General features: G+C 59.9%; 22 protein-coding genes and 1 tRNA gene. 13 read left to right on the top strand and 10 right to left on the bottom strand.

The genetic code is table 11. The features are described from left to right. Positions 1–219: 219 nt before the first annotated feature. Positions 220–996, bottom strand: coding sequence for an SDR family oxidoreductase (locus LPW29_RS00225; RefSeq protein ID WP_238626338.1), 777 nt, complete (start codon positions 994–996; stop codon positions 220–222). A 100-nt stretch (positions 997–1,096) separates the two neighbouring features. Here LPW29_RS00225 and LPW29_RS00220 point away from each other — a divergent pair, with 100 nt between their 5' ends. Next, entirely contained in the window at positions 1,097–3,421 is a 2,325-nt protein-coding gene (locus LPW29_RS00220; RefSeq protein ID WP_090255351.1) for an NADP-dependent malic enzyme, read from the top strand. A 45-nt stretch (positions 3,422–3,466) separates the two neighbouring features. On the opposite strand, the gene LPW29_RS00215 is transcribed toward LPW29_RS00220, so the two are convergent. Next, complete coding sequence (locus LPW29_RS00215; protein WP_238626337.1) at positions 3,467–4,159, bottom strand: DJ-1/PfpI family protein; 693 nt, start codon at positions 4,157–4,159, stop codon at positions 3,467–3,469. A gap of 295 nt (positions 4,160–4,454) precedes the next feature. Between LPW29_RS00215 and LPW29_RS00210 the strand changes: the two genes are divergently transcribed. Then, the gene (locus LPW29_RS00210; protein ID WP_090255347.1) at positions 4,455–4,841 is read left to right on the top strand and encodes a phasin family protein; all 387 of its coding nucleotides are present in this window, start codon (positions 4,455–4,457) and stop codon (positions 4,839–4,841) included. Between the two features lie 108 nt (positions 4,842–4,949). Here the strand turns inward: LPW29_RS00210 and LPW29_RS00205 are convergent, their stop codons facing one another. After that, positions 4,950–5,414, bottom strand: a complete 465-nt coding sequence (locus tag LPW29_RS00205) for a hypothetical protein (protein ID WP_238626336.1) — start codon at positions 5,412–5,414, stop codon at positions 4,950–4,952. Beyond that, the gene (locus LPW29_RS00200; protein WP_370642807.1) at positions 5,384–5,821 is read right to left on the bottom strand and encodes an NAD(P)H-dependent oxidoreductase; all 438 of its coding nucleotides are present in this window, start codon (positions 5,819–5,821) and stop codon (positions 5,384–5,386) included. The genes LPW29_RS00205 and LPW29_RS00200 overlap by 31 nt, the downstream gene beginning before the upstream one ends. Positions 5,822–6,167: 346 nt before the next feature. Between LPW29_RS00200 and LPW29_RS00195 the strand changes: the two genes are divergently transcribed. From LPW29_RS00195 to mnhG, 7 genes are all read left to right on the top strand, one after another. Continuing rightward, entirely contained in the window at positions 6,168–8,477 is a 2,310-nt protein-coding gene (locus tag LPW29_RS00195) for a putative monovalent cation/H+ antiporter subunit A (protein ID WP_238626334.1), read from the top strand. Then, positions 8,474–8,938, top strand: coding sequence for a Na+/H+ antiporter subunit B (locus LPW29_RS00190; protein ID WP_238626333.1), 465 nt, complete (start codon positions 8,474–8,476; stop codon positions 8,936–8,938). Before LPW29_RS00195 ends, LPW29_RS00190 begins: the two co-directional genes overlap by 4 nt. A 150-nt stretch (positions 8,939–9,088) precedes the next feature. Next, positions 9,089–9,436: a Na+/H+ antiporter subunit C gene (locus LPW29_RS00185; RefSeq protein WP_238626332.1), complete on the top strand. Its 348-nt coding sequence runs from the start codon at positions 9,089–9,091 to the stop codon at positions 9,434–9,436. Further along, positions 9,433–10,932, top strand: coding sequence for a Na+/H+ antiporter subunit D (locus tag LPW29_RS00180; protein ID WP_238626331.1), 1,500 nt, complete (start codon positions 9,433–9,435; stop codon positions 10,930–10,932). Before LPW29_RS00185 ends, LPW29_RS00180 begins: the two co-directional genes overlap by 4 nt. Beyond that, entirely contained in the window at positions 10,929–11,405 is a 477-nt protein-coding gene (locus tag LPW29_RS00175) for a Na+/H+ antiporter subunit E (RefSeq protein ID WP_238626330.1), read from the top strand. Before LPW29_RS00180 ends, LPW29_RS00175 begins: the two co-directional genes overlap by 4 nt. A 48-nt stretch (positions 11,406–11,453) precedes the next feature. Further along, positions 11,454–11,729: a cation:proton antiporter gene (locus LPW29_RS00170; protein WP_090255335.1), complete on the top strand. Its 276-nt coding sequence runs from the start codon at positions 11,454–11,456 to the stop codon at positions 11,727–11,729. Then, on the top strand, positions 11,719–12,117 hold the full coding sequence (mnhG, locus tag LPW29_RS00165) for a monovalent cation/H(+) antiporter subunit G (RefSeq protein WP_238626329.1): 399 nt from the start codon (positions 11,719–11,721) through the stop codon (positions 12,115–12,117). The genes LPW29_RS00170 and mnhG overlap by 11 nt, the downstream gene beginning before the upstream one ends. Positions 12,118–12,176: 59 nt before the next feature. Here the strand turns inward: mnhG and thiD are convergent, their stop codons facing one another. Continuing rightward, complete coding sequence (gene thiD, locus LPW29_RS00160; protein WP_238626328.1) at positions 12,177–12,986, bottom strand: bifunctional hydroxymethylpyrimidine kinase/phosphomethylpyrimidine kinase; 810 nt, start codon at positions 12,984–12,986, stop codon at positions 12,177–12,179. A gap of 206 nt (positions 12,987–13,192) precedes the next feature. Here thiD and LPW29_RS00155 point away from each other — a divergent pair, with 206 nt between their 5' ends. Then, positions 13,193–14,344, top strand: coding sequence for a transposase (locus LPW29_RS00155; RefSeq protein ID WP_238626327.1), 1,152 nt, complete (start codon positions 13,193–13,195; stop codon positions 14,342–14,344). A gap of 155 nt (positions 14,345–14,499) precedes the next feature. Then, the gene (locus LPW29_RS00150; protein ID WP_238626326.1) at positions 14,500–14,751 is read left to right on the top strand and encodes a type II toxin-antitoxin system Phd/YefM family antitoxin; all 252 of its coding nucleotides are present in this window, start codon (positions 14,500–14,502) and stop codon (positions 14,749–14,751) included. Positions 14,752–14,951: 200 nt separating this feature from the next. Here LPW29_RS00150 and LPW29_RS00145 read toward each other — a convergent pair. The 5 genes from LPW29_RS00145 to LPW29_RS00125 form a co-directional block, all read right to left on the bottom strand. Next, positions 14,952–15,028, bottom strand: a tRNA-Val gene (locus LPW29_RS00145). 216 nt (positions 15,029–15,244) lie between these two features. After that, positions 15,245–15,865 carry an ABC-type transport auxiliary lipoprotein family protein gene (locus tag LPW29_RS00140; protein ID WP_238626325.1) on the bottom strand — a complete coding sequence of 207 codons (621 nt, stop codon included), beginning with the start codon at positions 15,863–15,865 and terminating at the stop codon, positions 15,245–15,247. Further along, on the bottom strand, positions 15,865–16,803 hold the full coding sequence (locus LPW29_RS00135; protein ID WP_238626324.1) for an MlaD family protein: 939 nt from the start codon (positions 16,801–16,803) through the stop codon (positions 15,865–15,867). The genes LPW29_RS00140 and LPW29_RS00135 overlap by 1 nt, the downstream gene beginning before the upstream one ends. 2 nt (positions 16,804–16,805) lie before the next feature. Then, complete coding sequence (locus LPW29_RS00130; RefSeq protein ID WP_238626323.1) at positions 16,806–17,606, bottom strand: ABC transporter ATP-binding protein; 801 nt, start codon at positions 17,604–17,606, stop codon at positions 16,806–16,808. Continuing rightward, positions 17,603–18,721 carry an ABC transporter permease gene (locus LPW29_RS00125; RefSeq protein ID WP_238626322.1) on the bottom strand — a complete coding sequence of 373 codons (1,119 nt, stop codon included), beginning with the start codon at positions 18,719–18,721 and terminating at the stop codon, positions 17,603–17,605. The genes LPW29_RS00130 and LPW29_RS00125 overlap by 4 nt, the downstream gene beginning before the upstream one ends. A gap of 293 nt (positions 18,722–19,014) precedes the next feature. On the opposite strand from LPW29_RS00125, the gene pufA reads away from it, so the two are divergent. Continuing rightward, positions 19,015–19,224 (top strand): light-harvesting antenna LH1, alpha subunit, encoded by a 210-nt coding sequence (pufA, locus tag LPW29_RS00120; protein WP_238626321.1) that lies wholly within the window; start codon positions 19,015–19,017, stop codon positions 19,222–19,224. Positions 19,225–19,281: 57 nt separating this feature from the next. Continuing rightward, positions 19,282–19,419, top strand: a complete 138-nt coding sequence (pufB, locus tag LPW29_RS00115; RefSeq protein WP_025281777.1) for a light-harvesting antenna LH1, beta subunit — start codon at positions 19,282–19,284, stop codon at positions 19,417–19,419. Positions 19,420–19,710 lie beyond the last annotated feature (291 nt).

Here is a 19,710-nt window from a genome sequence, read left to right as displayed (position 1 = left end):
TACAGCGGGACGCCGTGAATACGTCCATGTAGGCTCTGCAGCCGCTTCCTGCGGCTGAAGCCCGCTTACAGGAATCCACCGCCGGAGAGTGACTGGACGCTGTGGGGGCGCTGTTTGCGGTGTGCCGCCGTCTATATTGGTTCGCATAATGTATATTATGTTAAATGCAGAAGCTGCGATATCAGCAAGTGCTGGGAGCGGTGTCCCTCATCAAACCCGCTATACCTGCCGCGTATCCTTCCAAAGCCGGGTCTGGGATTCGTTTTCGATATCCCATTCCTCTTGGGAGAATTGTTTGTCTCCCGTTTCCAGCAGGATCCAGCTCATGAAGTCGGCCACCCGCTCCGGTGGCTGGAGCTGACCTTCGGCCTTCAGGCGTCGGAACCGTTCCACACCCGGGAAACGTTGCGCGTCGGTCTCGCGGATCTGTGTCTGCATGGGGGTATCCACGACGCCCGGGCGAACGCTGCCCACGTGGATGCCCTGACTGACCCACTCCTCACGCAGGCATTGATACAGCATGTAGAGGGCCGCTTTTGAAGCGCAGTAACCGCCCCAACCAGGCAGACTGCGGTGGGCAGCCCCCGACGAGACCTGCAGGATTCGCCCATTCTTGGACAGGTATTGCAGCAGCGCTTGGGTGAGAAATAGCGGGCCTTCCACATTCACTGCCTGCTGGTAACGCCAATCGTCCAGGCTGACCTCATTCAAAGGGCCCACGGGATCCAGTACGGCGGCGTTATGAACCACCGCGTGAATGGTGCCTTGCGCGGCGGCTGCCAGGGTAACTGCGTCACGACCCGCCGGTGTGGCGACATCGGCCACGACCACTTCGATGGCCTCCGGTGCCTTGGCACGCGTTTCTTCCAGGGCCTCTGCCCGACGACCCACGGCGATCACTCGCCCCCCGCGACTCACCAGATCCCAGGTCAGGGCTCTGCCCATCCCGCTGCCCGCCCCGGTGATGACCGTCCAACCCTTTTTTCGTCCTGGCATGGCTGCCCCCTGTCGCGACTTGGATGCGGGAATGTCTGTAAATGCCCATAATACACTCACCATTGATCCACGATCCAAGCCCCGGAGACCCAAGGGAACCATGGATAAGACCTCGCTCGACCAGGCTGCACTCGATTACCACATCTACCCTACCCCCGGAAAGATCTCCGTGGTGCCCACCAAGGGGCTGACCAACCAACGGGATCTGGCCCTGGCCTACTCCCCCGGTGTGGCAGCGGCTTCCCGGGCCATTGCCGCTGATCCCAGCGAGGCCGGCAGACTGACCGCTCGGGCGAACCTGGTGGGCGTGGTCACCAATGGCACCGCAGTACTGGGTCTGGGGGCTGTGGGGCCCTTGGCTGCCAAGCCGGTCATGGAAGGCAAGGCGGTACTTTTCAAGAAATTTGCCAATATCGACGTGTTCGATATCGAGTTGAATGAGAACAACCCGGACAAGCTGGTGGACATTATTGCGGCCATGGAGCCCACCTTTGGGGGAATCAATCTGGAAGACATCAAGGCGCCGGAGTGTTTCTATATCGAAAGCCGTCTACGCGAGCGCATGAATATTCCGGTCTTCCACGACGATCAGCATGGCACCGCCATTGTTGTGGCAGCAGCGGTGATCAATGCCATGCAACTCTCGGGCAAGGATTTGAGCAACGTTAAACTGGTGACGTCCGGCGCCGGTGCCGCCGCCCTCGCCTGCCTGGATCTACTGGTCACCCTGGGGTTGCCTCTGAGCAACATCTGGGTCACTGACATTCATGGTGTGCTCTACAAGGGCCGCCCTGAAGAGATGGATACCATCAAGCAGCGTTATGCCCAGGCCACTGATGCCCGCGGCCTGGGTGAGGTGATGGAGGGTGCCGATATCTTTCTGGGGCTCTCCGCCGGAGGCGTCCTCAAAAAGGACATGGTGGCGCGGATGGCGCCCAACCCATTGATCATGGCCCTGGCCAACCCGGATCCCGAAATTCTTCCCGAGGAGGTTCTGGAGGTGCGCCAGGATGCCATGATGGCTACGGGCCGTTCTGATTATCCCAACCAGGTAAACAATGTCCTGTGTTTCCCCTTCATCTTCCGGGGGGCTCTGGATGTGGGGGCCCGCACCATCACGGATGAGATGAAGGTGGCGGCGGTCAAGGCCCTGGCGGAACTGGCTCGCGCCGAACCTTCCGAGGTGGTGGCCAAGGCTTACGGGGATGAAGGCCTGCGCTTCGGGCCCTCTTATCTGATCCCCAAACCCTTTGATCCCCGACTGATCGTCAAGATCGCCCCCATGGTGGCCAAAGCGGCCATGGATTCGGGGGTGGCCACGGCCCCCATCGAGGAGTTGTGGACCTATCGGGATCACCTGAATAATTTTGTTTATCAGTCCGGTTTTGTCATGAAGCCGGTGTTTGCAGCCGCCAAGGCCGCGCCGCGCCGGGTGATCTACCCGGAGGGCGAGGACGAGCGGGTGCTGCGGGCTGTGCAGACAGTGCTCGAGGAAGGACTGGCGCTGCCGGTGGTCATCGGTCGTCCCGAGGTGATTCAATCACGCATCGAGCGGATTGGCCTGCATTTGACGCCCGGGAAGGATTTCGAACTGATCAACCCCGATTCCGATCCCCGCTTCCGGGACTTCTGGTCGGATTATCACGGCATTATGGGGCGCCGTGGCGTGACACCCGATGTGGCCAAGCACCGCATCCGCAGCAACAACACCCTGATCGGCAGCATGCTGGTGCGCCACGGCGCGGCGGATGCCATGATCTGTGGTCTGGTGGGTCAGCATGCCTATCATCTCAAGCATGTCAGCGATGTCATTGGTCTGGCCCCGGAGGTGCGAAACTTCGCCACCATGAACCTGCTGATGCTGCCTCGTCGCACCCTGTTCATCTGTGATACCTATGTCAACGAGAATCCGGATGCCCAGACCCTGGCAGAGATTACCCTGATGGCTGCCGAAGAGGTGCGCAATTTCGGCCTGACCCCCAAGGTGGCTCTGGTTTCTCATTCCAATTTTGGCAGCGTGGAATCGGAAACCGCTCGCAAGATGAGCCGGGCCCGGGACATCCTGGAGCGCATGGACCCAAACCTGGAGGTGGACGGCGAGATGCATGCCGATGCTGCCCTCAAGGAGGAAATCCGCAGTCGCCTGTTCCAGCATTGTCGCCTCAAGGGCGAGGCCAACCTGCTGGTGATGCCCAATATGGATGCTGCCAACATTGCCTTCAATCTGCTCAAGGCCTCCAGTGGCGAGGGCGTCAGTGTGGGCCCGATCTTGCTCGGGGCTGCCCGTCCGGTGCATATCCTCACCGAAACGGCCTCAGTGCGCCGGCTGGTGAACATGACGGCCCTGGCGGTGGTGGATGCCAATCAGTACGAGAAGCGCGAGGGTGAGCGGCGCTACGACATCTCCCCTCAAAGACCCAGTTAGGATCACCGGGAGTTGAGGGGATTCGGCGGTGGTGCGCTTCAAACCCTACGAGGGGACATCCTGGATCTGCTGCGACCGTTCAGCGGCATCCTTGATGTCCTGCACCATCCTGCGTCGACTGTTTTCCGGGAAAGGATATTCCATGTAACGGGCAGCGGCGCGGGCCACCTCCTGGCCGTGGAAACGTAGCACCAGTTGCAGGGCCATATCGATGCCCGCGGAGATGCCCGCCGAGGTGATCACCGAGCCGGCATCCACCACGAATTCATCCTCCACCACCATGACATCCGGGAAATATTCTCGCATCCATTCCAGTGAGCGCCAGTGGGTGGTGGCGCGCAGCCCTTCCAGCAGACCCGCCTGCCCCAGCAGCATGGATCCGGTGCATACGCCGGCCAGCAGGGACAGCCCATCGGATTGCTCCCGTAACCACTCCATGAGACGAATGTTGCTGATTTCCCGGCGGGCTCCCCGCCCGCCAGGGACCACCAGGATATTCAGGTCCGGGCAATCGTCGAAATCATGATGGGGAACCACCATCATGCCCCCGGCCGTGGTGATCACCTGCTTGTGCTCCGCGATAAGGCGAATATCGAAGGGTGAGTCGGTTTCGGCCCGCCGGGCCTCGTCCAGGCGCGTGGTGGAGAACACCTCGAAAGGACCCGCAAAGTCCAGAACCTCTACCTGGTCATAGACCAGGATGCCGACAAGTGTGCTGGGTGTGCCTTTGTCGTTCATCAGCAGTTTCCTTGACTCTGCCCGTACCAGGATGGATCGAGGCCCGAGCATGACCGAAAAAATTTCGTTGAATCTACTACATTCAGGCAGGTTTTGGCTTCCATTCGATGCCCTGCCCACTTAATTCTAAGGTAAATCATGGGACTGCGGGTGTTGAGGGGGGCTCGAGTGAAAGCGTCGCCTCTGTTTCCTAGCGACTTGCCTTGTTGCGCTGCACAAAAATATGCGCTATGCTGCAACGCAATAAGGTCAGGAATTCACCTCACCTTAAACAAAGAACGACAGGAGATTTGCCATGTATAACGATATCTTTGTCAGTGCCCAAGAGCAGTTTGACAAGCTGGCGGCTCCGGCACGCAAGTTCAACAACGTCACCCTGGACCATATGGCCAAGTTGGTGGACTACCAGATCAGCATGTTCCGCAGCTATTCCGAAGTCGCCATCGAACAGATGCGCGCCATGCAGACCGTCAGCGACTCACAGAGCCTTCAGGCCTATGTGAACGCCCAGGGCGAAGCCGCCAAGTCTCTGAGCGAGAAGGTCGCCAAGGACACCACCGAGCTGGTTGAACTGCAGCGCGGTTATGCCGAAGAAGTGCAGAAGCTGGGTGAAGAGAGCGTTGCCACGGTGTCCAATCTGGATGTGACCAAGAAGGGCACCGCCAGCCGCAAGAGCGCCTGAGCCTCTGAAGGCTGACTGATCCGACGCCTGCCAGGCGTTGGCAGCAAAAAAAACGCCCCCACTCGGGCTTTCCGGGTGGGGGCGTTTTTTTTGCGTCATGACCGCTGGCTAGCGTGCCGGCATCGGACTGCCACTGCTGCGATGCATCTGGAAAAACACGCCTTCCCAGAGAGTGATCAGCGTGTCCTCATCCTTGATGAAAAGAATGCTGCCCCGCTCCATCGGGTTGTCGTGGCAGGTGATGTCGATGCGGGTGATATTGTCATCCAGCAACCCCACCTGACCTGGTTCCATCCCGAAATCTTCTGTAAACCTCTCGACATCAAGTGATTGGTGCTCATAGCTGGGCTTCAGGCACTGCATGTCGTGAAAACGGGCGATGTGACGTGTGTAGACAGCGCGGGCACCCAGCATGCGCTCAGCCTCTTCCGGGGACATTTCGGCGGTCTCCGGTGCGGAAAAGTTGTCCACGTCCCACACGCCATGGTGGCGGGCATCCCCATCGTGACGATCACAGGCCCCCAGGATCAGCAGCAGCCCCATCAACCCCAGGAACTTAAAACGTGGAAACATTTTTTTTTCAGTAACCTGCACGCCCTTGTTTCTCCATTTTGTGAAGCCATTTCTGTCTTGCTGCATCGTTCATCCCCCAGTTCATTGACGGCAACCCCCGGACGGAAGGCCTGCTCAAGAAACCCCTTGAGTAATGCGGGCATGGTACCCATCCAGATCGGATAAATGAACACCAGGTGTTCGGCATTGGCCAGGGCCGTTTGCGCCCGGGCAATGTCGCTGGGAACCGGTCCACCATGAAACTCTGCCTGACTGCGCAGCAAGGGGAACTCCAATTGTGCCACGTTGATGACCTCTATCGCATGTCCTGATGTCGCGGCGCCCTGAAGGTAGGCATCGGCCAGCTTGTGGCAAAAATGTCCGCCCGCCGGGTCTGGATGCCCCTGGATCAACGTGATGTGTTTCACCTGAGCCACGCCCCTGGTTGTCTTGTTGCTGAAGATTAGCAGACACGAGGTGTTCCACGTGGCACTCTTCCGATGGGATGGCAATGGCAGCGCTAAGTCGATGAAAAATAGCCTTCAGGAGTGCTATCCGAGCTTTTGGTTGAGAGTTGCTCCCCAAGTCCCTTATCCTCCGTGAATTTGTTCTCAATCAATTTCTGTATTTTCGCCATAAGTTACTTGTTTTTATGAAGGATTAAGGTTTCTTTTACAACTGACACGTTGATGAGTCGCACCGATGCCAGGGAACATTTGTCCCAGGCCGAGCGTCTCAAGGAACAACTGTCAGGGCGACTTGGGGGAAATGGGGGTGCTGCTTGCCGTCCTATCCGGATTCGTGATTGCTGCGGTTGCACCGTGGGTGCATCGAGGGCTGGGTCGCCACGGGGGCTGGGTGTTGGCCACCTTGCCTGCGACGTTGTTCGTCTACTTCGTTTCTTTTCTGCCTGGCCTGGGAGAGGCCGAAGGTGGACGGGTCATCCTGGAATACGACTGGATTCCCAATCTCGGCATCCAGCTTTCCTTTCTCGTCGACGGCCTCAGCCTGCTCTTTGCCCTCCTGATTTCGGGGATCGGTTTCTTCGTCGTGGCCTACGCCGGGCGTTATCTGGAAGGCCATCGGGACCTGGGGCGCTTTTATGTCCTGATCCTTGCCTTCATGGCCTCCATGCTGGGGCTGGTGCTGTCCAGCAACCTGATCTCCCTGTTCGTGTTCTGGGAGCTCACCAGCATCACGTCCTATCTGCTCATCGGCTACAACCATGAGGACGCCAAGGCCCGCAAGTCGGCCTTGCAGGGGCTGTTCGTCACCGTGGCCGGCGGGCTGGCCCTGCTCACCGGACTGATCATGATGGCCCTGGTGGGGGGCAGCTACGAGCTGCACGAGCTTCTCACCTCCGGGGACATCTTCCGCGAGCATGACTGGTATCTGGGCATCCTGCTCCTGGTGCTGCTGGGGTGCTTCACCAAGTCGGCTCAGTATCCATTCCATTTCTGGTTGCCCAATGCCATGGCGGCACCGACCCCGGTCTCCGCCTACCTGCACTCCGCCACCATGGTCAAGGCCGGAGTGTATCTCATGGCCCGTCTGAACCCGTCCCTGGGCGGTACCGAGGCGTGGATGCTGCTGCTGGGACTGTTTGGAGCCGTCACCATGTTCGTCGGGGTATTCCTGTCGCTACGCTCCACCGGCATCAAGCAGCTCCTGGCCTACTCCACGGTCATGGCCCTGGGCACTCTCACCATGCTCATCGGTGTCGGTAGCGAGACCGCCATGCTGGCGGCGATGGCCTTCCTGCTGGCTCACTCTCTCTACAAGGGGGCGCTGTTCCTGGTGGCGGGCATCCTGGATCATGAGGCGGGCTGCAAAGACATCCTCCAGACCGGGGGGTTGCGCCGGGCGCTGCCGGTGACCACGGCCTTTGCCGGTCTGGCCGCCCTGTCCCTGGCGGGTGTGCTGCCTGCGTTGGGCTTCGTGGCCAAGGAATTGCTGTTCGAAGCAGTGCTGGAGGCACCGGCACTGGCCGGATTGCTCAGTATCCTGGCTGTGGTATCCGCCATGATGGTGGTGGCCGTGGCGGCCATCATCGGCATTCGGCCCTGGTATGGCCCCCGGGCCGATACGCCCAAAAGGCCGGCCCATGAGGCGCCGCCGGCCCTCCTGTCAGGCCCGGTGGTCCTGGCCTCCCTGGGACTCCTGTTCGGGTTGGGTGCCGGGTGGGTGGACCAGGGTCTGATCTCCTGGGCCGCGGCGGCAGTCTATGGCGCGCCGATATCGCCCTATCTGTCGCTCTGGCACGGCTTCAACCTGCCTCTGCTGCTGAGTGGGGTGAGTCTGGCGCTGGGCCTGCTGCTGTATCTCAACTGGGAACGCTTCCGCCGGTTCACCGGGTTCATGGAGGTGGTCAATCGCTACGGACCGGAGGCCGCTTACGAGAAGTCCATGTCCGGCATGGTGTGGCTGTCCGAGTGGCAGACCCGGGTGCTGCAGAACGGGTATCTGCGCTATTACCTGCTCACCATCCTGGTCTCCACGGTGGGCCTGGTCATGGTGACCCTGTTCACGCGTACCGATGTGAACATCGACCTGGATCTATCCGGCATCCTGGTGCACGAGGCCTTCATCGTCGCGGTACTGCTGATGGCGGCCCTGGTGTCGGTGACCACCCGCTCGCGCCTGGGTGCCGTGGCGTCTCTAGGCGCGGTGGGTTTCTGTGTCGCCCTGATCTACGTGCTGTTCAGCGCCGCCGACGTGGGGATTACCCAGGTGCTGGTGGAGACCCTGACCGTCATCATGCTGGTTCTGGTGCTGTTCCGCTTGCCCGGCTTCCTGGGGCTGACGCCAATGGCTTTGCGTATCCGGGATGCCCTCATCGCTCTGGCCGTGGGGACCATGATGGCCGTGCTCAAGCTGGCCGCCAGCACTACTCAATATGCCGACAGCATTTCCGACTATTTCATCCAGGAAAGCCAGCCATCCGGCTACGGCCGTAATATCGTCAACGTCATCCTGGTGGATTTCCGCGCCCTGGATACCCTGGGTGAGATCGTGGTACTGGCCCTGGCTGCTGTCGGGGTCTATGCCATGATCAAGTTCCGTGCGGAGGACAAAAGAGCATGAACTCACAGTTCGCCCTGCAATCGCTGATCCTGCGCACGGCGGCCCATTTTCTGCTGCCGCTGCTCCTGGTCTTCTCTGTGTTCCTTCTCCTGCGTGGCCATAACGAGCCGGGTGGCGGGTTCATTGCCGGCCTGGTGGCGGCCTCCGCCGTTGCCCTGTACATGTTCGCTGTGGATGTCCGCAGTGCCAAGCGGGTATTGCGCTTTGAACCTCGAGATCTGATGGGCTGGGGTCTGCTGGTCGGGGTGATCTCCGGGGTGCCGGCCGTGTTTTTGGGTCAACCCTTCTTTACCTCCCAGTGGCTGGAATTGAAGCTGCCTCTGCTAGGGGAGCTCAAGGTAGGCACTCCATTGTTGTTCGATGTCGGGGTGTATCTGGTGGTGATCGGCGCGGTCCTGCTGATCCTGCTGTCTCTGGCTGAGGCCGAGGGGAAGACTGATCGCCACCACGGTGGTGGGTGACATTGAATCCCCCTTCCAGGGACCTCACGCACTCAAGGCGAATGACATGTTCTTGAAACGTCGTACCCAAAAGACGCGTCCGGAGCGCTTGAGCCCGCGGTCCGCACTCAGGAGTGCGGCTGCGGACGGGTGCTTCGTGGGAGATCGCCCATGGAAACATTGATGGCATTCACCGTGGGTGGCCTGTTCTCCGCCGCCATCTACATGATGCTGCGCCGCTCCATCGTCAAGCTGGTGATCGGTCTGGTGTTGCTATCCAACGCAGCCAACCTGTTGCTGTTCACCCAGGCTGGCTTGTTGCGCGGCGCCCCTCCTCTGGTGCCTGAAGGGGCCACTCAGCCGACGGGCGTGGTGGCAGACCCCCTGGCCCAGGCCCTGATCCTGACCGCTATCGTGATTGGTTTCGGAGTACTGGCCTTTGCGGTGGTGCTGATCCACCGTGCCTATGAGGTGGTCAAGGCCGATGATATGGACCAGATGAAGGATACAGACACATGAGGCTAGAGGTTGCCCTACCCGTCATCATTCCCCTGGTCTTCGGTGCCCTGACACTGACCCTCTGGCGCTGGCGGATCGCCCAGCGGGTGGTCACTGTGACTGGAACCGGTCTCATGCTGCTGTCTGCGCTGTGGTTGCTGGCGGCCACCTGGCAGGACGGTATCCTGGTCATGCACATGGGCAACTGGCAGGCCCCGTTTGGCATCGTGCTGGTATCGGATCTGCTGGGAGCCATCATGGTGTTGCTGGCGGGCATCAGTGGTTTTGCCACGGCGGTCTATTCCCTGACCTCCATGAGCAGGCGCCACGAGGCCTTCGGCTACTATCCGCTGCTGCACCTGCTGCTGGCAGGGGTGAACGGGGCCTTCCTCACGGGCGATATCTTCAACCTCTATGTGTGGTTCGAAGTGATGCTGGTGGCCTCTTTTGCCCTGCTGATCCTGGGGGGCGAGCGTGCGCAGATGGAAGGTGCCATCAAATACGTGACCCTGAACCTGGTCTCCTCGGCCATACTCCTGTCCGCCATCGGTCTCCTCTATGGCCTTACGGGCACCCTGAACATGGCGGATATTGCCGAAAAGCTCAGTGTCGCAGAGGATCCGGGTATTATTACCGTGATTGCCATGCTGTTCCTGGTGTCTTTCGGCATCAAGGCAGGGGCTTTCCCTTTCTTCTTCTGGTTGCCAGCCTCGTATCACACTCCGCAGGTGGCCGTCTCGGCCCTGTTCGCGGCCCTGCTGACCAAGGTGGGCGTCTATGCCCTGTTTCGGGTGTTTACCCTCATCTTCACACAGGACGTGGACTACACTCACGGCATTCTGTTGTGGGTAGCTGCCGCCACCATGCTGACAGGGGTGCTGGGTGCGGCGGCCCAGTATGAATTCCGGCGTATTCTCTCGTTCCACATCATCAGCCAGATCGGTTACATGATCATGGGACTGGCGCTGTTTACGCCCCTGGCGATCGTCGGCGGCGTCTTCTACATCATGCACCACATCCTCGTGAAGGCGAATTTGTTCCTGGTCAGTGGCCTGGTGTACCAGATCAAAGGTACCTACGAGCTCAAGGAGCTGGGTGGCATGTACCGTTCCCATCCCATGCTGGCCCTCCTGTTCCTGGTGCCAGCCCTCTCACTGGCTGGGATGCCGCCATTATCAGGCTTCTTTGCCAAGTTCATCCTTATCCGTGCTGGCGTGGAAGCTGAGGCCTGGTGGATCGTAGGTGTGGCTCTGGTAGTGGGTTTGCTGACCCTATACTCCATGATGAAGATCTGGGCCGAGGTGTTCTGGAAGGCTCAGCCGGAGGAGCATGCCAATCGTTCGGCCCATGGCAGTGCGGGTTCTGGCGTGCTCTATCTGACCATCACCGGGATGGCGGCATTGACGGTGTTCATTGGTCTGGGAGCGGAGCCCATCTACCGTTTGGCGGATGCGGCAGCCCACCAATTGCTAAATCCAAGTCTGTACATTGATGCAGTCCTGGGGGAACGGAAATGATCGGTCCGCTGACCTCGAACATTCTGCTGGCTCTGGTCTGGATGGGGCTTACCGGCAGCTTCACGGGTACCAACCTGTTCATTGGCCTGGTGCTGGGTTATCTGATTCTGGGCTCCGCCCTGCGGGATCAGGCCGATTTTTCCACCTATGCAGGCAAGATTCCCAAGGCGATTCGTTTCATCGGCTTTTTCATCAAGGAACTGATCCGCTCCAATCTCAAGGTGGCTTATGACGTGCTCACGCCGACGTATTACATGAAGCCGGGTGTGATCGCATTTCCGCTGGAGGCAAGGACGGATGGGGAAATCACCGTGGTTGCCAATCTGATTTCCCTGACCCCGGGCACCCTGAGCCTGGATGTATCCAGTGACCGTAAAGTGCTGTATATCCATGTGATGTACTTGGAGGACGAACAATCGGTCATTGAGAATATTCGCTACATGGAATATCGAGCCCTGGAGGTGCTGCGATGAGCCGCCCGGGGTCTGGCAAGCGTTCAAGTATTCGCAGCGAGGACCATCATGCTGGAGTTCTCTATTTTTATTGCCTATACGGTGCTGGGGGTTTCCTTGGTACTGATCTTCTTCCGCCTGGTACTGGGTCCCAGCCTGCCGGACCGGGTGGTGGCCCTGGAAATGCTGGCCACCCTGACGGTGGGCTTTATTGCGGTATACACCTTGTCCAGCGGGGTCACGGCCTTCCTGGATGTGGCTATGGTGTTGGCCCTGACGGCGTTTCTGGCTGCCGTGGGGTTTGCCCGTCTGATTGCCAAGGGGGGTAGCCAGGATGGTGACTGAACTGCTCATGGAGATCCTGATCAGTTTTTTCCTGCTGGCTGGAGTCGGTTTCATTTTCGTGGCGGCACTAGGATTGCTGAGGATGCCGGATCTGCCCATCCGGCTGCATGCCACCACCAAGGCCGGCGCCCTGGGCGGTGGACTTTTAATGATTGCCGTGGGGCTGGAATCCTTCGGAGATGTGGCGGTAGCGGCCAAGGCGGCGGCCATCATCGTGTTTCTGGTGCTCACCGGTCCGGTGGCGGCCCATCTGATCGGGCGTGCCGGTTATTTTGTTGGTGTTCCCATGTGGTCAGGTACCATCAAGGACGAGCTCAAGGGACGGTACGACCACAAGACCCACACCCTGATGTCTCCACCGGGACTGAGCAGAACCCGGGATGAGTAAAATGATTGAATCCTTTTCCGGCCCGCGCAGTGTTCAGCGTAGGTGGCTACACGCTCAGGCTACGGATATCTCACGTTGAAGCCGTGATTGACCGGGCCGGCCCCCTCCCCCAGTCGCCGGGCTGAACGCAAGCCCTCGAACAAGTATTTTTGTGCCTGCAGCACGGCCTCGCGAACCGTGAGCCCGTGGGCCAGGCCGGCCGCCACCGCACTGGCCAGGGTGCAACCCGTGCCATTGTTGCACCGGGTGTCCAGACGGATGCTCGTGAATACCTCCACGCCGTCGGCCGAGGCCAGGCAGTCGCTGATCATCTCACCCTGCTGGTGTCCACCCTTGAGCAGTACGTGCTCAGGTCCCAGTGCCCGCAATGCCATGGCCGCGTGACGCATGGCCTCCAATCCACGAATGGATTGACCCAGTAATACCTCTGCCTCGGGCAGATTGGGGGTAAGGATCTTCGCTCTGGGCAGCAAAACGGATCGCAGGTGGCTGACGGCATCATCACTGATTAACTGATCACCGCTCTTGGCTACCATGACCGGGTCCACGACCACATCCAGGCCTGGAGCCCGGGCCTTCAGTTCGGCCACCACGGCATCAATGACTGCCCGGTCCTGCAGCATACCGGTCTTGATGCAGTCCGCGCCGATGTCCTCTAGCACCACCTGCATCTGCTCACGGACAAACTCCACAGGAACGGGATGCACACCCTGCACCCTCAGGGTGTTCTGAGCTGTCAAGGCGGTGATTGCGGTGCTGGCATATCCGCCCAGCGCCATGATGGTCTTGAGGTCTGCCTGAATACCCGCCCCGCCCCCCGAGTCAGAGCCAGCCACAACCAGTACCCGTGCGTTGCCGAATCGATCCAAAGCAGTGCTCCTCAATAATATTCCTGGGGCCAGAATGGGATCCAAACCGCAAACGTAGACCCCCATGATTGCCCTGGCAAGGTTGACAGTATAGATTTTGTTTGAGTGTTTCAGGACGCAGCTTACGTCTCTATCCTGGTATTGATTTTTTATCATAGGACACCCACTTTGTTGACTCCGACCCACCACCCCACTAAGCTCTCCCCATGACCCAACCCCGCGCCTCCCAAATCTGCCTCGATGACACGCCCTGGTATCACGTGGTGTCCCGCTGCGTGCGCCGGGCGTTTCTCTGTGGCCAGGATTCAGTCACCGGCAACAACTATGAGCATCGGCGCGGGTGGATAGAGGATCGCGCCCTGGGGCTGGCCTCCGTGTTTGCCATTGATGTGGCCGCCTACGCAGTCATGAGCAACCACTACCATCTGGTGCTGCGGGTGGATGCTCAGCGGTCCAGGCACTGGGATGCCAGGGAGGTGCTGTCACGCTGGACGCGCCTGTTCAGCGGCCCGGAGGTGGTGCAGCGCTACCTGTCGGAGGCCCGGGAGACGCTTTCGGCGGCTGAGGTGGCGCGGGCCGAGGAATATGCCGATGAGTACCGCGGCCGGTTGCATGATCTTTCCTGGTTCATGCGGGTCTTGAACGAGTCCATTGCCCGCCGGGCAAACGCGGAAGACAAGGTCCGGGGGCGGTTCTGGGAGGGTCGCTTCAAGAGTCAGGCGCTGCTGGACGAACAGGCGTTGCTGGCGGCCATGAGTTATGTGGATCTGAATCCGGTTCGGGCGGGTGTGTGTGAGGGCCTGGAGGACAGCACGCACACCTCCATCGCTCGAAGATTGAGCCAACCTCAGGAAGAGACCACGGCCACCCAGGTGGGTGAGGCATTGCCCGAGCGCGAGGATGACCGCCCTCCCCTCCTTCACAAAACCAACACAGACGCCCCCACAGACCCTGCCATCATCAGTGGCATCTTCAATAGTGAGGTCCTGCGCGAGGAGCGTGTGCTGCGGTCGTTGCAGCCGGCCCCGCTGATGCCTTTTGACGGCACGGGCCGATTCGAGGCGGGTATTCCCTTCTCATGGCCGGATTATGTGGAACTCACGCAGACCCTGGGCCGCTGCGTTCACCCCACCAAACGGGGACGCATACCGGAAGGCAAACCGAAACTGCTGGCGCGCATGGGTATGGGAACTGAGGCCTTTATCGCGCACTCATTCGATCTGTTCCATTCCTTTGGCTCGGCCATCGGGGCACCGGCGAGCCTGGTGGATCTGGCGGCGCGAAGGCAGTGTCAGTACCTGCGGGGCATCCGGACGGCTCGGGATATGTTTGGGCAGGACCTTTTGGCAGCATCGTGACGACGGGGCACGCAGTAGCCCGTACAGGGAAACGATATGAGTGCCTTCCGCTTTTCACGGCCGAGGGCCGCTCCCGCGGGAATCTCTCCAGGGGTGACCACCCTTCAAAAAGACTAGACTCACTCAGTCTAGCTAAACAAGATGAGGATGCCCGCATGGATACGGTCAATATCCATGAAGCCAAAACCCAGCTCTCCCGACTTTTGGCGCGCGCAGCGATGGGGGAAACCGTGATCATTGCCAAGGCGGGCCACCCCATCGCCAAACTCACGCCCATCGACACTCCACCGGCCAGCAAAGCCCGTCGTCTTGGCTTTCTCAAGGGTGCCTTTCAGATTCCGAACGATTTCGACACCATGGGCAGCGACGAGATCGCCAAGATCTTCGATGGTGACGATCGGTCATGATTCTGTTACTGGATACGCACACCGCCGCCGTCATCTCCAACTGTTCCCGACCGCGGGTGCTGATCGTGATACTCGCCTGATGGACATCCATCTCATCCCCCTCTGCATACGGGATTACAGGGCCAGAATAACGGATTTAGCGCACACAAAAAGGCCCCATCCTTCAGTGGATGGGGCCTTTTTGTGTAAATACAGGAACGTGGTAGGCGCGATTGGACTCGAACCAACGACCCCTACCATGTCAAGGTAGTGCTCTAACCAGCTGAGCTACGCGCCTGTCGTGTTCGAGTGGGGCATTATACAGGCTGCCTGTCGGGTGTCAAATCCTTTTTCAAAAACTTGATTCATAAGCAATTTCTTGAACCAACGCGCCTTCCGCCCCACGCCAGCCTGGCCGACTGCCCCCCCCTTTTCCAGATCGCTGATGGCCGCCCGGTAAAGCCGTAGCCCATCTGTAGCCCATTTTGAAAATCGGGGGTCATCAGGAACCGACTTATTCACCCGGCGCCAACTGCCCCACCACCCAATCCACCACGTCCTGACTCAGGGCCTCCATGGCCTGGTTCATCGCATCCACCACTGCCTCGATATCTTCACTCTCGCTGGGCTGATGGAACTGGAAGCGCCGGTTGGCGAGGATATTGCGGCTGGCATCTTCCATGAGTTGCACATCCATGCGAACAACGGCCTTGGGGTGGCCAGTGGCCTCCGAGACATATTCACTCTGCAGGGCGCCCAGTTGCATCACCAGAGAGACTTGGCTGCGGGCAGGGCTGGAATCACTGATCACCGAAGCCACGCGGCCGTCCTGACGCAGGGCCTCTACCAGATAGGCCGCCACCAGGGACGGCGTGCGGTCTGCCCAGCGGGCACCCCCATAGAAGCTGATCTCCTTGCCGGTAGGCAACACGAGGATGCGGGAAGTGGTCAGCGGGAACGCTGCCTCGGGCGTTTCCACCCTGAGCACCGTGTCCTGCACCACCGCAGGCAACGGATCCTGCTCGGGGGGCGACAGAAGGAACACCCGTTGCGGTGTCTGTTCGGGCAACAGGGTGCAGCCGGACAACCCCAAAAGCCACAGGGACAGCACGAGCACAAGGAAGAGTCGGGACATCACGGGTTGAACTCCTGAATACTGTCCTGACCCAGCAGGAAGCGGGTGGGGTTGTCTTCGAGTCGACGGATCACGCGATTGAGATTGCTCAGGGTGCTTTCAAACTCTCGCAAGGCCGGATCCAGCTCACCAAATGACTGCAATCCCTGACCCAGCGAGTCTTCATGGGTGGCTAACAGGCCCTCCACACGCGTGGTGGTGGCCTCTAATGACTCCATGGTGCTGCGAGCATGCTTCAGTATCGCCTTGCCCTCCCCGCCCAGCAGGGTGTGGGCCTCATCACCCAGTCGTTGCAGGGATACCAGGGTCTGTTCAGCCTGCAGGCTGGCTTGTGAGATGGCCTTCATGGCCTCCACCAGGTCATCGCTCTGGCCCGCCAGGGCAGAGGTCACTTGCTCCACATCATCCAGGATACGCGTGACCGCATCGGCGTTGTGTGTGGAGACCAACCGATTGGCGTTGTGCAGCAACTGCCCCACGGCCTCAATGAGAGTCTCACTTTCATCCAGCAAGGTGTTCAGTGGCGAAGGATCCCCCTCAATCCGCGGCGGACTTGAGCGAGTGCCCTCCAGCTGGGGGCCGTCCGGCGTGCCGCCGTAGAGTTGCACGCTCATGGCGCCAGTGATGTTCACCAGCTTGAGCGTGGCCCGCGTGTCGGCATACACCGGAATCTCGCTGTCCACCCGAACCAGCACCCGTACTTCATTGGGATTATCAGGCGCCAGCCTCAGATTCACCACATCTCCGACACGGATGCCGCTGAACTGCACCATATTCCCCTCGGACAGGCCACTCACCGCCCGTGTGAAAATGATCTCGTAGTAATCATACTCCCGGTCGGAGGTGGCTTTGTGCAGCCACAGTCCGAATGCCAGCGCCCCCAGGAACGTGAGCAGGGTGAATAATCCGATCAGCACATGATGGGCTCGGGGTTCCATGATCAGCGATTCTCCAAAACATCCGCCGCCTTGCGGGCAGCCCGGCCACGAGGGCCATGGAAATAGTCACGAATCCATTCATCATCGGTGTTCTCCACCACCTCCAGACGATCCGCCACCAGCACCTTACGCTGCGAGATCACTGCCACTCGGTCACAACTGGTGTAAAGCGTGTCCAGGTCGTGGGTTACCAGAAACACGCTCAGCCCCAGGGCGTTGCGCAAGGTCATGATGAGCCGATCAAAAGCGGCGGCACCGATGGGGTCGAGCCCGGCAGTGGGTTCGTCTAGAAACAGAACCTCAGGATCCAGAGCCAGGGCCCGGGCCAGCGCGGCCCGCTTGACCATACCACCGGAGAGTTCGGCCGGATATTTAAGCGCAGCCTCACCCGGCAGTCCTGCCAAAGCCAGTTTGATCCGCGCCAGATATTCCGCATCCTTCCGGGACAGGTCCGCATGCTCCATCAACGGCAGGGCGATGTTCTCCTGCAGATTCAGCGAAGTGAATAGGGCGCCCCCCTGAAACAGTACGCCAAAGCGCCGCTCCAGCTGAGAGCGTTCCTGCTCGGGTAGGTTTTGCAGATCCTTCCCGAACACTTCGATGCAACCCGACGAGGGCCGCATGAGCCCGACAATGCTGCGCAGGAGCACCGACTTACCCGTTCCCGACCCGCCCACGACACCCAGGATTTCGCCACGGCGGATATCCAGGTCCAGCCCCTCATGCACCACCAGGCTGCCAAATCGGTTCTGCAGTCCTCGCACGCGGATCAGTGGGGTCTGTCTACCTGGATCGTCCGTCACCAGCCCATCTCCATGAAGAACAAGGCCGCCAGCGCGTCCATGAGAATGACAATAAAGATGGACTGCACAACGCTGGAGGTGGTGTGCTCACCCACGGATTGGGCGCTACCGCTCACCTTGAAACCCTCCAGGCAGCCAATCACGGCGATCAGAAAGGCGAATACCGGGGCCTTGGCCATCCCCACCAGGAAATGCTGGAGAGGAATATCCCGCTCCAGGATAGCGAAGAACTGGTTGAATGGGATATCCAGCGAGAGGCTGCAGACCACCGCTCCGCCCATGATGCCGCTCATCATGCCAATGAAGGTGAGCAGCGGCAGGGTGAACATCATGGCCATGACCCTGGGAACCACCAGCAGCTCCATGGGACTCAGTCCCTGGGTGCGAATGGCATCGATCTCCTCGTTGGCCTTCATGGAGCCAATCTGCGCGGTAAAGGCACTGGCGGTGCGACCTGCCAGGAGGATGGCGGCCAGCAACACGCCAAATTCCCGCAGGAAGGAATAGGCCACCAAGTCTACCGTGTAGATGGTCGCCCCGAACTCCTCAAGCACCGTGGCCCCCAAAAAGGCCACGACGGCACCCACCAGAAAGGTCAGCAGGGCCACAATGGGCACGGCATTGAAGCCTGTCTGGTGAAGATGCGCCACCAGGGCGGTCAAACGCCAGCGATGCGGGCGGGGTAGCAGGTGCAGGATGGTCACCAGCGTCATGCCGATGAAGCCCATGAGCATTCGCTGCTGATGCCACAGCGCCTCTACCCGCTCTCCCGTCCCGGCCAGAAAGTCGTGGATCGGTCGCCACGGGGGGGTGTCAGGTGGGCGGGTAGCTCCCATGGCGCGGGCCACCGTCTCCAGCAGCGCCTGTCGCTCACGGGGCAGATAATCCGCCTCGGAGGCCAATGCCTCCACACGCGCCGCCCCCAGCAATTCCACCAGCAGGGCGGCCCCGGCGGTGTCCAGATCCTCCAGGCCCTCCAGACTCACCGTGCCGTCGCCCCCCTTCCGAGCCGACTGCCTCACCTGGTCTCGCAGGTCACGGTAATGAGCCAGTACCCAGTTGCCCACGATTTGCAGGCGGTCTCCTTGCTGGTCGATGCGGCCGGGCGTGGACATCAGGCTGGACATTCCTGTGTGGGAGTCAGGGGGAGTGTGGGATGCTACATGACCGGCGCCCATGCATGTAACCGCGCTCGCAAGCCCTCTCAGGGAACAAACCTGATCCTGCTCAAGTTTCCCATCCATTCACGAAAGCGGTGTGTTCTGCCTCCTTGACATTAAACCCTGTCAACGTAGACTCACACCCAACACGACAGGCAGCCCGCTGGGACCAGCGACACCTGTCATGAAGTTTTCCATGCTCCGGGTCTTGGCGAGAGGCCTGGTTTTTAACCGAGAGGGTGATATCAATGAGCGAATACAGAGCAAGCAAGCCAAGCAACCCCAAGGACGACTGGAAGCTGTGGTTGGTCGTGAATCCTGGCACCTGGCTGATGCCCATCCTGATGGCCGTGCTGGTTGTCGCCCTGGCCGTGCATGCCTTCGTGTACGCCAACGACAACTACAACCCGCTGACCTATGATGCGTCCGCTGAAGTGGCTGCTGAGGCTTCCGAGTAATTCCGGGCTCTGAGCAAGTTCCAGTCTGACTTTCATCCTAATGAGAGGATATTTATCATGAACGACAGCATTTCCGGTCTGACCGAAGAGCAGGCAAAAGAATTCCACGAGCAGTTCAAGACCACCTTCACCGTGTTCATGGTGCTGGCTGCTGCTGCTCACTTCTTGGTGTACCTGTGGAGACCCTTCTACTAAGAAGGCGTTTTCCGCTGCACCACTGAAGTAGCGGTATCAAGCAGAGGGGGGCTGGCGCTGACCAGCCCCCCTCTGCTTTTTTGTGTCCGCGACTCGATTGCCCCCACCCTCAGGGCTTGACAAGCTGGCCAAAACCCTATGGCCTGTGTATGATCCCTGCCCTTTCCACACTGGCCTCCCCGCAGCGCCCCCCACAGGGCTGCTGATGGCTCGCTTGATTCCGGCCACACTCGGGCACCTGCTTGGGGCCACCGCCCCCGCGATATAACGCCCTTCAACTGCCGCTCCACC

Origin of the sequence: Ectothiorhodospira sp. 9100, from assembly GCF_022227565.1 — a bacterium.
Lineage (GTDB): Bacteria > Pseudomonadota > Gammaproteobacteria > Ectothiorhodospirales > Ectothiorhodospiraceae > Ectothiorhodospira > Ectothiorhodospira marina.
Note: the sequence above shows the minus strand (reverse complement) of the source record. Positions and strands in the feature narration are given on the sequence as shown.

Excerpts from the sequence above, each read along its gene's own strand:
- LPW29_RS00225 (WP_238626338.1), bottom strand. The coding sequence starts at position 996 with ATGCCAGGACGAAAAAAGGGTTGGACGGTCATCACCGGGGCGGGCAGC.
- LPW29_RS00220 (WP_090255351.1), top strand. The coding sequence starts at position 1,097 with ATGGATAAGACCTCGCTCGACCAGGCTGCACTCGATTACCACATCTAC.
- LPW29_RS00215 (WP_238626337.1), bottom strand. The coding sequence starts at position 4,159 with ATGAACGACAAAGGCACACCCAGCACACTTGTCGGCATCCTGGTCTAT.
- LPW29_RS00210 (WP_090255347.1), top strand. The coding sequence starts at position 4,455 with ATGTATAACGATATCTTTGTCAGTGCCCAAGAGCAGTTTGACAAGCTG.
- LPW29_RS00205 (WP_238626336.1), bottom strand. The coding sequence starts at position 5,414 with ATGTTTCCACGTTTTAAGTTCCTGGGGTTGATGGGGCTGCTGCTGATC.
- LPW29_RS00190 (WP_238626333.1), top strand. The coding sequence starts at position 8,474 with ATGAACTCACAGTTCGCCCTGCAATCGCTGATCCTGCGCACGGCGGCC.
- LPW29_RS00185 (WP_238626332.1), top strand. The coding sequence starts at position 9,089 with ATGGAAACATTGATGGCATTCACCGTGGGTGGCCTGTTCTCCGCCGCC.
- LPW29_RS00180 (WP_238626331.1), top strand. The coding sequence starts at position 9,433 with ATGAGGCTAGAGGTTGCCCTACCCGTCATCATTCCCCTGGTCTTCGGT.
- LPW29_RS00175 (WP_238626330.1), top strand. The coding sequence starts at position 10,929 with ATGATCGGTCCGCTGACCTCGAACATTCTGCTGGCTCTGGTCTGGATG.
- LPW29_RS00170 (WP_090255335.1), top strand. The coding sequence starts at position 11,454 with ATGCTGGAGTTCTCTATTTTTATTGCCTATACGGTGCTGGGGGTTTCC.
- mnhG (WP_238626329.1), top strand. The coding sequence starts at position 11,719 with ATGGTGACTGAACTGCTCATGGAGATCCTGATCAGTTTTTTCCTGCTG.
- LPW29_RS00155 (WP_238626327.1), top strand. The coding sequence starts at position 13,193 with ATGACCCAACCCCGCGCCTCCCAAATCTGCCTCGATGACACGCCCTGG.
- LPW29_RS00150 (WP_238626326.1), top strand. The coding sequence starts at position 14,500 with ATGGATACGGTCAATATCCATGAAGCCAAAACCCAGCTCTCCCGACTT.
- LPW29_RS00140 (WP_238626325.1), bottom strand. The coding sequence starts at position 15,865 with ATGTCCCGACTCTTCCTTGTGCTCGTGCTGTCCCTGTGGCTTTTGGGG.
- LPW29_RS00135 (WP_238626324.1), bottom strand. The coding sequence starts at position 16,803 with ATGGAACCCCGAGCCCATCATGTGCTGATCGGATTATTCACCCTGCTC.
- LPW29_RS00125 (WP_238626322.1), bottom strand. The coding sequence starts at position 18,721 with ATGTCCACGCCCGGCCGCATCGACCAGCAAGGAGACCGCCTGCAAATC.
- pufA (WP_238626321.1), top strand. The coding sequence starts at position 19,015 with ATGAGCGAATACAGAGCAAGCAAGCCAAGCAACCCCAAGGACGACTGG.
- pufB (WP_025281777.1), top strand. The coding sequence starts at position 19,282 with ATGAACGACAGCATTTCCGGTCTGACCGAAGAGCAGGCAAAAGAATTC.